Annotated in this window: 10 protein-coding genes; 5 read left to right on the forward strand and 5 right to left on the reverse strand. The window is 73.6% G+C overall.

From position 1 onward, the window contains the following. Together NBZ85_RS19940 and NBZ85_RS19945 are read left to right on the forward strand one after the other, a co-directional pair. Positions 1-966, forward strand: a 966-nt coding sequence (locus NBZ85_RS19940; protein ID WP_261562389.1) for an MBL fold metallo-hydrolase, incomplete at its 5' end; no start/stop codon positions are given. Between the two features lie 114 nt (positions 967-1,080). After that, positions 1,081-1,662 (forward strand): TerD family protein, encoded by a 582-nt coding sequence (locus tag NBZ85_RS19945; protein WP_261560564.1) that lies wholly within the window; start codon positions 1,081-1,083, stop codon positions 1,660-1,662. Positions 1,663-1,768: 106 nt separating this feature from the next. Here NBZ85_RS19945 and NBZ85_RS19950 read toward each other — a convergent pair whose 3' ends face one another. Further along, a complete protein-coding gene (locus NBZ85_RS19950) occupies positions 1,769-2,086 on the reverse strand; it encodes a type II toxin-antitoxin system RelE family toxin (protein WP_261560565.1) in 318 nt (105 codons plus the stop codon). An 86-nt stretch (positions 2,087-2,172) separates the two neighbouring features. Continuing rightward, a complete protein-coding gene (locus NBZ85_RS19955) occupies positions 2,173-2,844 on the reverse strand; it encodes an HAD family hydrolase (RefSeq protein ID WP_261562390.1) in 672 nt (223 codons plus the stop codon). A 161-nt stretch (positions 2,845-3,005) separates the two neighbouring features. On the opposite strand from NBZ85_RS19955, the gene NBZ85_RS19960 reads away from it, so the two are divergent. Then, positions 3,006-3,428, forward strand: coding sequence for a CoA-binding protein (locus NBZ85_RS19960; RefSeq protein WP_136447924.1), 423 nt, complete (start codon positions 3,006-3,008; stop codon positions 3,426-3,428). A 7-nt stretch (positions 3,429-3,435) separates the two neighbouring features. On the opposite strand, the gene NBZ85_RS19965 is transcribed toward NBZ85_RS19960, so the two are convergent. Both NBZ85_RS19965 and NBZ85_RS19970 read right to left on the reverse strand, forming a co-directional pair. After that, a complete protein-coding gene (locus tag NBZ85_RS19965; protein ID WP_261559236.1) occupies positions 3,436-5,442 on the reverse strand; it encodes a hypothetical protein in 2,007 nt (668 codons plus the stop codon). 18 nt (positions 5,443-5,460) lie between these two features. Then, positions 5,461-6,804: a glycosyltransferase family 2 protein gene (locus tag NBZ85_RS19970; protein ID WP_261559235.1), complete on the reverse strand. Its 1,344-nt coding sequence runs from the start codon at positions 6,802-6,804 to the stop codon at positions 5,461-5,463. A 432-nt stretch (positions 6,805-7,236) separates the two neighbouring features. Between NBZ85_RS19970 and NBZ85_RS19975 the strand changes: the two genes are divergently transcribed. Together NBZ85_RS19975 and NBZ85_RS19980 are read left to right on the forward strand one after the other, a co-directional pair. Further along, entirely contained in the window at positions 7,237-7,566 is a 330-nt protein-coding gene (locus NBZ85_RS19975; protein ID WP_261559234.1) for a DUF5999 family protein, read from the forward strand. Between the two features lie 191 nt (positions 7,567-7,757). Next, the gene (locus NBZ85_RS19980) at positions 7,758-9,440 is read left to right on the forward strand and encodes a bifunctional phosphatase PAP2/diacylglycerol kinase family protein (RefSeq protein ID WP_498041254.1); all 1,683 of its coding nucleotides are present in this window, start codon (positions 7,758-7,760) and stop codon (positions 9,438-9,440) included. On the opposite strand, the gene NBZ85_RS19985 is transcribed toward NBZ85_RS19980, so the two are convergent. Then, complete coding sequence (locus NBZ85_RS19985) at positions 9,412-10,248, reverse strand: hypothetical protein (protein WP_163552208.1); 837 nt, start codon at positions 10,246-10,248, stop codon at positions 9,412-9,414. The two genes, NBZ85_RS19980 and NBZ85_RS19985, sit on opposite strands and share 29 nt — an antisense overlap. Positions 10,249-11,154: the final 906 nt, after the last annotated feature.

Raw genomic sequence — 11,154 nt, forward strand, 5'->3', positions numbered from 1 at the left:
GAGCAGGTCCGGCCGGGGCTGTGGAGCATCCCGCTCCCGCTGCCCTGGGCGAAGCCCGCCCACGTGTCCGTCTACGTCTTCGAGACCGCGGACGGCCCCTACCTGATCGACGCCGGCTGGGATTCCGACGACGCCTACGCGGCCCTGGAGACCGGGCTGGACACGATCGGGACCTCGGTCGCCGAGGTGCAGGGCGTCATCGTCACCCACGCCCATCTCGATCACTTCGGGATGGCGGGCCGGATCCGGGAGGCCTCCGGCGCCTGGGTGTCGCTGCACCCGTTGGACAACGCGATCCTGAGCCAGTTCGAGAACGGTTTCGCCACCCGGATCCCGGGGATGATGGCCCGCGCCGGCGCCCCGGCCGAGGTGACCGAGCAGCTGGTCAAGGGCACCCAGGCGGCCGTCCGCCGGATTCCGCGCCCGGACGTCCTGATCGAGGACGGCGGGCGACCGGACATCCCCGGTTGGGACCTGCGCGCGCTGTGGACGCCCGGCCATTCACCGGGACACCTGTGCTTCTGGGAGCCGGTCAACCGGCTGCTGCTGTCCGGTGATCATGTGCTCCCGTCGACCGTGGTCGGCACCCCCGAACCGGACGAGTCCCATCCCGACCCACTCGGTGACCACCTGCGCGCGCTCGCCCGGCTGCGCGGGCTGGACGCCGCGGAGGTCCTGCCGGCGCACGAGCACCGCTTCACCGGCCTGGAAGCCCGCCTCGCCGAGATCGACGCGGTGCACCAGGGCCGGCTCGCCGAGGTGCTGGCGGGCCTGCGCGCCGGCGCAACCACCGTCTGGGAACTCGCCGACCACGTGACCTGGCACCGCCCGTTCCGCAACCTGCGCGGCGTGGCGCTCCAGAACGCCGTCACCGACACCTTCGGATGCCTCGCCGCGCTGGTGGCGACCGGCACGGCCCGCCTCGACGACGGCGCACCCGCGCGCTGGCGGCTCGCCGCCGCGTAGACCCACGCGGATGCCCGCGGACGTGGCTGCCACCGCGTCCCGGCTCCGGCGAAGGCGGGGATTTTCGGGCCGCATCCATTCGGGCCGCTCTCCAGCGGTACTAGGGTGTGGAGCATGACGTCCGTGTCGCTGTCCAAGGGCGGGAATGTCTCGCTGAGCAAGGTCGCTCCCAACCTCACGGCTGTGACCATCGGGCTGGGTTGGAAGGTGCGGCAGACCAGCGGTGCCGACTACGACCTCGACGCCAGCGCGATCGTCGTCAACGAGGCCGGCCGGGTGCTCTCCGACGGCTACTTCGTCTTTTTCAACAACCTGGTCAGCCCCGACGGCGCGGTCACGCACCTCGGCGACAACCTGGTCGGCGGCGGTGGCGGCGACGACGAGCAGGTCAACGTCGACCTGCGGACGTTGACCCCGCAGGCGGCGAAGGTCGTCTTCGCGGTGTCGATCTACGATGCGGACACCCGCCGGCAGACCTTCGGCCAGATCCGCGACGCCTTCATCCGGGTCACCGACGCCACGACCGGTGCGGAGGCGGCCCGCTACGACCTCACCGAGGACGCCTCCACCGAGACTGCGATGATCTTCGGTGAGCTCTACCGCTACGGCGGGGAGTGGAAGTTCCGCGCCGTCGGCCAGGGCTACGCCTCCGGCCTGCGCGGAATCGCGCTGGACTTCGGCGTCAACGTTTCCTGAATCTCGCTGCCCGAGGGCACTCGCAGCCAGGGCGGCTCGATCACACCGGATGCGTGACGTCCGCGAGGAGCGGCACCGGCGTTGTGACGCCCTGGGGCGGCGCAGGTCAGATGCGGCGCCAGCCGGTGGCGGGGCTCGGCTTGCCGATCGTGGGCACGATTCGGGTACGTGAACCGCGCGGTGCGACGACCATGACCCGCACCGTGTGGGTGTTCGCGTCAATCCGGTAGAGGATCCGCCAGGCCGGGCCGCTGGCCTCGTGCATGCCGACCTGCTCGCCGGGAATCGGGGTGCCGGCCTTGCGGGGGTCGTCGCGTAGCTTGCCGTCGAGGAACCGGCGGACCTCGCCGCGGGTGAGCTCGGCGAGCTTGGCCAGGTCCCGTTCGGCCGAGGTGGAGAGGGTGACCTCGTGCTTGTCGCTCACCGCCGACCACCCGTTCCGCCGCCCGCACGGGGCCGGGGCGATCCCGCGCGGGAAGAGACGACTTCCGCGTTGTTCACCCAATGATCCTATGCGTCCGCCCGAGCCGCGGCGGCCTGTACGACCGAGGGGGTGAGCTCCGCGGTGGTGGCCACCCGGGCCGAGGCCAGGCGCAGGGCGTCGGCGTCGGGTGGGAAGTGCGGGTTCGGCACGGCGACGACCGCCATCCCGGCGGCCGCGGCGGCGCGCAGCCCGTTCGCGGAGTCCTCCACCGCCACGCAGTCGCCGGCCGGCACGCCGAGCTGCCGGGCGGCCTCCAGGTACACGTCCGGCGCGGGCTTGCCGCGGGGGACCTCCTCGGAGGAGACGACGGCGCGGAACAGCCCGGCCAGGTCCGTGTGCGCGAGGACCAGCTCGATGAGCATCCGGGCGGAGGAGCTTGCCAGGACCAGCGGGTGCAGCGCGGCGAGGGCGCGCACGGCGTCGACCGCGCCGGGCAGCAGCGGCGGAGCCGAGCCGTAGCGGTCGGCGACGCGCCGCAGGACCTCGTCGGCGATCTCCGCCGGCGACCCGGGCACCCCGAGATCGGCCAGGTAGCCCGACCATTCGGCGGTGCTCATCCCCATCATCCGGCTGGTGCTGTCCGCCGCCCAACGCCCGCCCCGCTCGGCCACGTAGGCGCGCCGGACGTCGTCCCACACCTGCTCGGAGTCGATCAGGACGCCATCGAGGTCGAAGACGACCGCCGCGACCTCACCCATCGGAACCCATCGGACGTGCCCCCGGTCTGGTCGACGGCGCCGGAGGCCGACGATACCCGCGGGCCATCTTCCCCGCCGCCACCGCCCGACCGCCGCCACCGCCCGACCGCCGCCACCATCCGGTCGGATGACACGGGCAGTCGCCGCTGTTGCTAACGGGCATGCGCTACGGAGACGACGACACGATCCGCCATCTGCTCGCCGACACCGAGGTGTGGGCGGTCGTCGGGTTGTCCACCGACACCCGCCGCACCGCGTTCGACATCGCGGAGTACCTGCGTCGCAACGGCAAGCGGGTGGTGCCGGTGCACCCGTCGGCGCCGGTGGTCGCGGGGGAGCAGGGGTACGCGACGCTGAGCGAGATCCCGTTCGCCGTCGACGTCGTCGACCTGTTCGTCCGTTCGGAGCTCGCCGGGCCGGTGGTGGACGAGGCGGTGAAGATCGGCGCGAAGGCCGTCTGGCTCCAGCTCGGCGTCCGCGATGACGCGGCCGCTGTCCGCGCCGGTGAGGCCGGCCTCGACGTCGTGATGGACACCTGCCCGGCGATGGAGGCCCCGCGCCTCGGCCTCGGCTGGACCCGCTGAACCGGTCTCAGCGCCGGTGCCGGCGCCGCGCCGCGGCGTCCGCCGTCGACGCCTCGCCGGGGTCGGCGGGACGGGTTGCCGGTCCGGCCGGGGCGGAGAGGTCCTGATCGGCGAGGTGCGCTGCCGAGGCCTCGGGTGGTGGTGGCGGCGCGGTCAGCGAAGATCCTCCCGTCGGCGACGGTCCGATCATCGCGGGTTGGGGTGCGGCGGGAGCCCACAGCGAGGTGCGGGAGATCTCGTCCGGTGCCCGGCGGGAGCGGCGGACCAGGGCGAGCCGGCGGGTGCCCAGCGCCGCGGCGGGCGGGAACAGGACGAGCACCGGCAGCAGGTAGCGATAGTCGAAGCAGACCGTGGCCGCCGGCACCGCGAGGACCACGACGCCGGCCGCGGCGAGCAGGGCCGTGTCGGCGCGCAGCCGCCGGTGTTCGGCCGTCTGGTCGCGCCAGCGTCGCCTGGCCCGGGCGCCGCGCACGCCAAGCCGTGGGACGCGGCGCCGGGCCGGTACCGCGATCGCGACGACGGCGAGCAGCAGCATCGCGGCCAGCACCGGGCCGGGGGCGAAGCCGTCATGCTGGTACCGGCGCAGGAAGCCGGCGGCCGACCCGTGGATCTCGCGTTTCGGTGTGTCGCCGTGCAGGCCCAGCAGCGGCTCGGCGTTGTGCAGGAAGCGGGGCTCGTCTCCGGTGGGGAAGCGCCAGGTGGCGTCGGGCCAGTCCCGGTGCCCGATCGGCCGGCCGGGGCGGAAGTAGTGGACGAGTTCGCCACCGACCATGCGGACGTAGTCGCCGAACTGGTACCGGATGACCTGGTGGGTGAAATCGCGTAGCAGCGCGTCGCGCTCGTCGGCGGGCACGTGCAGCCGCCGGGACGGGCTGTTGACGCTCCACACGTAGTAGCTGGGGTCCGGCCGCTCGGCGACGGGGTGCGGGGAGCACAGCACGAGCTGCGGCCGGCTCAGGTGCAGCCGGTCGCAGTCGGCGATCGGCGCCACCCGGCCGTACATCCACACCGCGTCGCCGCCGGTGAGCGCGTACTTCCCGTGACTTTCATGGAACCAGCTCGCGTAGGCGACGAGCGGCACGGCCAGGGCGACGGCGAAGGTCGCGAAGCGAAGCCAGCCGACCCGGCGCAGCAGCAGGTAGCCGACGACCAGCACGGCGATGGCCACGCCGATCGTGCGGACCAGGCCCGCGCCGGCGAGCAGCAGCCCGGCCAGCCCACAGGCCCACACCGACGGGCGGGGCGACCAGGTCAGGGCGACGATCGCGGCGACCAGCAGCACCACGAACAGCGTCTCGGCCATCACGTAGTGCTCGATGACCAGTTCGTAGGCGTCGAGCAGGACCGGTGCCGCGGCGAGCGCCGCGACCGGCGCCGCGATGCGCCGGTGCACCAGCATCACGTAGAGGGTCACGCCCAGTGCCAGCCCGGCCGCGTGCTGGACGACGGTGACCCACCAGAGGTCGTCGGTGAACGACAGCAGCCGCAGGAACGCCGGGTAGCCCGCCGGGCGCATCGGGTCGGGGGCCTTCAGCGTCGACAGGCGTAGATACGCGTAGGAGTCGCCGTAGAACTCGAAAGCCGGCCGATAGGCATAGGCGGTGATCGCTCGCAGCGCCACGCCCGCGGCGAGCAGGACCGCGAAGGGCAGATGCCGCATTGACCGACGGCGGCGGCGGATAGGCGGCTGGTCCTCGCCGCCGGCGTCGTCGCCCAGGACGACCGGCGCGTCGGGCGCGTCGGGCGACGCCGGTTCCCCCGCCTCGCGGGCCGCGGCGCCGGCGCCGCGCGGAAGGCCACGGCTGTTGCCGCGGCCGGGTTCGTCCGGGTAGGCGGGCAGGTCGGGTTCGTGCGGCCGGACCGGACCGCCGGGAAAGTCCGGCTCATCGGGATAGACGGGGTCGTCGGGTCCCGCCGGTCCCGCCGCAGCCGAGGGCAGCGGCGGGACCGGCGGCGCAGAGCCGGGGTCTCGATCAGGGGGCGGCGGGAACATGTGCCTGCCCAGGACGACCATCGTCGAAGTCCGCCGTTCTCAGAACCCGACGGCCTCGGCCGGGTGCTCCTGCGACTGGTAATGCATGCCGACCAGCGGCGTGCCGCCGGACGGATCGCCGGGCGCCGGCATCGCCGGGCGGGCGGTGGCGCGCTGGTGCCCGCCGCTGGGCCCTGCGGTCAGCAGGCGCAGGAAGAACGAGCCGAACGCGGTCTGCGCGCCGAGCACCATCAGGGTCATGGCGAGCAGCGCCGGCCGCATCTCGTTCAGGGGACCGAGGTCGTTCGCGAGCCACCGCACGAGCACCACGATGTCGACGGTGAGCCCGACCGTGAACAGGCCGGCTCCGAGGGCCAGCCCGCGTTCGAGGGTGAACACCCGGTGGACCAGCGGCAACGGCCAGCGACGACGCTCCTGCCAGCCGACCGCGTGGTTGTGGACATCCGCGCAGACACCGAGCAGCACCACCTGCCAGCCGAGCAGCGCCAGCAGCGCGAACAGGATCGAGAAGTGCAGGTCCAGCCGGTGGAAGCCGAGGTCCAGCGAGCCGGGCAGCAGGACCGCCTGGCCGACGAGCCCGAGTGCCAGCAGCACCAGACCCGGCAGGACGAACAGGTACCGAGGCGCGAGCAGCAGCATGAACCGCAGGTGACGCCAACCGTCCCGCAGCGAGTGCAGCTTGGAGTCACCCACCCGCGGATGGTAGGTGATCGGCACCTCCTCGATGCGCAGCTCGGCGCGCCCGGCGGCGATGACCAGCTCGCTGGCCAGCTCCATCCCCTCGCAGCGCAGCCGCATCCGCTGGTACGCCTCGCGGCTGAACGCGCGCATCCCCGAGTGGGCGTCGGAGGAGCGCACGTCGAACAGGTGGTTGAGGATGCCGGTGAGCACCGGGTTGCCGACATAGCGGTGCAGCCAGGGCATGGCGCCCGGCAGGATCTTCCCGGCGAAGCGGGAGCCGAGCACGTAGTCCGCCCGCCCGGCGCGCAGCGGGGCGAGCAGCGCGTCGAGATCGGAGAAGTCGTAGGAGTCGTCGGCGTCGCCCATCACGATCAGCCGGCCCTCGGCGGCGGCGAAGCCGGCCAGGTAGGCGTTGCCATAGCCGCGTCGTGTCTCGTGCACGACCCGGGCGCCCGCCGCCTTGGCGAGCTCGGCCGACCGGTCCGTCGAGCCGTTGTCGACGACGACGACCTCGCCGACGGCGCCCGCGGCGGCGAGCCCGGCGAGGGCCTTGCGCACGCACAGCCCGACCGAGTCCTGCTCGTTGAGGCACGGCATCACGACCGAGACCTCGAACGCCTGCCCCCGCGAAAGAGGTGCCCCGCCGGTGGCGGGAGTCTCCCCGACGGTGCCGGCACCGATACCGCCCGTGGCACTCTCCATCGTCCGTACCCCCTCCATGGCCGGGCGTGCCCGTGACCGTCCACCGGTGGCTGTCCATGACGGGAGTCCGATGACCAGTCTCCGGCTTGCCGACGCCAATCATGCAGGTGGACGCATCAGCAGACCGACGCGAGCCATTCTGGCGGCCGGTGCCACGGATCGCTCGGCCGCAGTCCCGTAACCTACCGATCTGCTCACATGGTCCCGTTACCGGTATCCAACTGCGGACACCTCCGTAGTCCGTCGAGCTGGGTTGCACATGCGCGCCGCGCGGCTCCTGTGCTGGTCAGGGTCGATCAGGAGGTGTTCCGTGGCCGGCCTGCATTGTGGTGCGGCAGACACGCCAGCCCGTCACACGCGCCTCGGTGTGACGCTTCTTACGGGGAGGCGTAACGTCTGGTGCTCGTGCAAGGTGTTCGCGTTTCAGACGAGGTGCCGACGCTTCCCGCGCCGACCGATGACCCAGACGCTTCCTCCGCCGCCGCGGCCGCTCGGGCGCTCACCCCGCCGCGCAGAGGCTGCCCTCATTCCCCGCCCTGCCCTACCGCGGACGGCGCCGACCGTGACGCCGCGCGGGTGACCAACCAGCACTGGGACCAGGGCTGGAGCCTGCTGTGCAACGGGGTGATCCTCTTCGACGACACCGGCGAGATCCTGCCGACGGGTCGTACGGTCGAGCCGCGGCGTGCCCTGCCGCGGCCGGCCTGCGCCCCTCGGCCGCCGGCGCCACGGCGGGCGAGCCAGGCTCCCCTGCGAGTCTGACCCGCCCTCGCCGGGCCTGACTCGCCTCCCGCGGCCGGCGGCCGACGGCTGTGAAGTTCGTCCAGAATGATCCGACGAGCCCGCGGGCGGGTACGGTGCCGGGCGTGATGGCGAGATCGACGGGCGGGTCTGTACGGCGGATTGTCGGGTCAGCGCGAGGGCCTCGCCTGGTTGACCGCTGGCGGGCGGAGGTGCCCCCCGGATTCCTACCCGGAGCTGGCCTCGGAGTCGGGGTTGGGATCGGGCCGCCATCGGCGGCGAGCCCGGTCGGGCGCCGGGCCCGCCTGCTCATGCGCCGTGACATCGCCCTCGGCCGCAGTTTCGTGCAGGCGTTCACCCAGGCGGACCGCTCACTGTTCACGGCGCTCGCCGGCGGGCGCCCACTGCTCGACCCGGTCCTGCCGCGGCTGTCGCACGCCGCGGACCACGGTCTGCTGTGGTGGGGCGTGGCGGGAGCACTGGGGGCCACCAAGGGGCGCCGCCGCCCGGCCGCCGCCCGCGCCCTGATCGGGCTCGGTGTCGCCAGCGTTCTGGCCAACGGCCCGGCCAAGCTGGTGTTCCGCCGCGACCGGCCGCCGACGCATGGCATCCCGCCGCTGCGCCGGCTCTCTCGAGACCTGACGACCTTCTCGTTCCCCTCCGGGCACGCCGCGTCCGCCGCCGCCTTCGCGACCGGGGTCGCCCTCGACGCGCCCGGGGCGGCGGTGCCGGTGGCCGCCCTCGCCGCCGCCGTGGCGTTCTCCCGGGTGTATGTCGGGGTGCACTACCCCGGGGACGTGGCCGCGGGGATTCTGCTGGGCATCGGCGCGGGCCTGCTCACCACGAAGGTGATGCCACGCCGGCCGTGGGTGCCGGCACGGGCGAGCCCGGCGTCGGCCTGGGCGCCCGCCCTGCCCGAGGGGGAGGGTCTCACCGTCGTCGTCAACGCGCGCTCCGGCCCGGGTAACCACTCCGATCTGCTCGCCGTGCTCCGCGCCGACCTGCCGCGAGCGGAGGTCGTCGAGGTCGGGCCGGCCGACGACATGGCCGCAGCCCTGACCACCGCCGCGTCGACGTCGAGAGTGCTGGGCATCGCCGGCGGCGACGGAAGCATCAACGCCGCCGCTCAGGTGGCGTTGGCCCGCGGCATGCCGCTGGCGGTCTTCCCGGCGGGCACGCTCAACCACTTCGCCGCCGACCTCGGCCTGGTCGGGGCCGGCGACTCGGTGCAGGCGGTCCGCGAAGGTTCGGCGGTCGCCGTCGATCTCGGCCGGGCCGACGGCATCTCCGCCGTGTTCGACCGGTTCTCCCGGATCTTCGTGAACACCGCGAGCCTGGGTGGCTACCCCGACATGGTGGCCGTGCGTGAACGGTTCGAGCGGCGCATCGGCAAGTGGCCCGCGATGATGATCGCGCTGTGCTGGGTGCTGCGCAACGAGCCGCCGTTCGACGTGGAGATCGACACCGAGCGTCGCCAGGTCTGGCTGATCTTCGTCGGCAACGGGGTGTACCGGCCCGACGGCTTCGCGCCGACCTACCGCAACCGGCTCGACGAGAGCCTGCTCGACCTGCGGATCGTCGACGCGTCGGCGCCGCTGGCCCGGCTGCGGCTGGTCGGGGCGGTCCTCACCGGCCGGCTCGGCCGCAGCCGGGTGTACGAGCAGCGCACCGTGGAGCGGGTGCTGATCTCCTCTCGGGCACCCGGACCGCTGCCCTTCGCCTGTGACGGCGAGGTCACCGAGGGGGTGGAGCGGATCGTGATCACTCCGAGTGGCGCCCGGCTGATCGTCTACCGCCCGCGACGCCCCGGGGACGGCGACGGCGCGGCCCCCGGGCCAGGCGCCCGGCGGCCGCTTGCGCGGACGTTCAGCCGCCGCGGTGCTGAAGCGGGATGAGTGTGTGCAGCGGGCGGGTGAGCTGCGTGAACTGGGTGGAGTCGAGGAGGTCCTCGACGAGCAGTGCGCAGGCCAGGTCGGCGCACAGCTCCATGACCCGGTGATCCTCGCTGGAATCGGTGGCGACGCGCTGGCCGCGGCAGTCCGGGCACAGCCGCCAGAACCCCTCGGCGGCGCTGCGGCGCACGAGCGTCCACACCCGGCGGCGGCCGGTCACCACGGCGCTGGCGAAGGCGGCGTCCATGGCCTGCTGATGAGCGGAGTCGTCCCGGGTAAGGGCGCTGACCAGCAGCCCGTCGAAGACCTCCAGGCTGTCCGGGTCGTGGCAGCGACCGGCGAGGACCGGCAGTGCGGCGAGGACCCGCTTGACGTCCGCGGCGGCCGGGCCGAGGTCAGGCTCGTGCGAGCGTGCCCGCGGGTAGACCGTGCGCCAGGGCCGCATGAGTGCGGCGTACTCCGCGCGGCCGAGAATGGGCCGGGCGTAGGAGGCGGCGACGGCGTCGCGCATCGCGCGTAGCGCGGTGGCCGCCACCGATGGCTCGACGGTGACGTAGTCGGCGCCGGCGAGGTCATCGGCGTAGATCGCGCTCAGCGCGTCGAAGGCGGCCAGCACCTCGACGATCAGCGGCGAGTCGGGGGCCAGCGCCTTGTCCCGGGCGGCGGCCAGGTAGCCGGAGTTGCGCCAGGCGGCCGCGAGCGAGCCAAGCTCGGCGTCGGAGGTGTGCACAAGCTGGGCGAGGATGCCGAGGATGCCTCGCAGGTTGGGATGCTCCTCCAGCCGTTCGATGCGGCGGGCTCGAAGAATCATGCCGCCCGCCCGCCCCTGGCGGGTACCCCGGCGCGCACGGATCGTCGCGGGGTCACCGGGAGCCCGCCCGGCCACGGCGCGGATGGTGCCACCGCGAGTATGGGGGTCGTCGTGACACCGTTCACCTCGTCCTCCTCGACCGCCGCGGCCTGCGCCGGGCAGCCGTCGTCCGAACTCGTGCGAGTGAACCGGCCGGACGTCCCGTCACCGGCCGGATCATGGGCGGCGCGGCGGATGCGGCGACCGCACCTGATCACTTCATGGTCTCGCGCCCCAGGCAGGCCACATCTCGTCGCTCTCCGACACCGTAGCTGCGCGGGGCGGCGTGCGCGGGGAGTGCCGCCTGCGTGGGGTCCGCGGCGTTGTACGCCGCGTCGCCGATCTCCCGATGTCACCTCCGTGAGACTAGTGTTTGCGGCCCCGATGTGGAACTCGTTGTGCCATTAGGCGGGGCATGACGGTGCTGGCACGGGGGTGCCATCGCGGGCCCAGGACGGATCGGCATGGCTGCCGGAGGCGGTGTGGCACGTCGGTGTCGGCCGCCCTGGTCACGCAGGGCAACGATGGCGCCGGTGCGTCGCGGGGTGCCGCCGCTGGACCCCGCCGGGTGAGGCTTGTGACACCACGGCTGGGCCAGCCGGCCCGCCGGGCCGCCGGGGATGGCTGGGGCCCGCCTGGGCGGCGTTTTCCCTGGGAGTGCTGGCACGGGCGGGTGGTGTCCGCGGGCTGCGATGGCTCCTCCGTGCCGCCGGCCGCGGGCGGTGGCGGCTTCTGTGCGCCCCGCGGGGAGCGGCCGGCGGAGCCGCGCGGGCCGGCGCTGGCCGGCACTGACTGTGCGGGTCGGCGTTGGTCGGCGTGAGTCGGCCGGCGGCACGAGCGGGCGCGGGCGGGGCGCTGGTACCTCCG

This window comes from Frankia tisae (assembly GCF_025403405.1).
Lineage (GTDB): Bacteria > Actinomycetota > Actinomycetes > Frankiales > Frankiaceae > Frankia > Frankia tisai.

What these genes read in the sequence shown, in the direction of transcription:
- NBZ85_RS19945 (WP_261560564.1), top strand. Translation starts at nt 1,081, where the DNA reads ATGACGTCCGTGTCGCTGTCCAAGGGCGGGAATGTCTCGCTGAGCAAG.
- NBZ85_RS19955 (WP_261562390.1), bottom strand. Translation starts at nt 2,844, where the DNA reads ATGGGTGAGGTCGCGGCGGTCGTCTTCGACCTCGATGGCGTCCTGATC.
- NBZ85_RS19960 (WP_136447924.1), top strand. Translation starts at nt 3,006, where the DNA reads ATGCGCTACGGAGACGACGACACGATCCGCCATCTGCTCGCCGACACC.
- NBZ85_RS19965 (WP_261559236.1), bottom strand. Translation starts at nt 5,442, where the DNA reads ATGGTCGTCCTGGGCAGGCACATGTTCCCGCCGCCCCCTGATCGAGAC.
- NBZ85_RS19970 (WP_261559235.1), bottom strand. Translation starts at nt 6,804, where the DNA reads ATGGAGAGTGCCACGGGCGGTATCGGTGCCGGCACCGTCGGGGAGACT.
- NBZ85_RS19985 (WP_163552208.1), bottom strand. Translation starts at nt 10,248, where the DNA reads ATGATTCTTCGAGCCCGCCGCATCGAACGGCTGGAGGAGCATCCCAAC.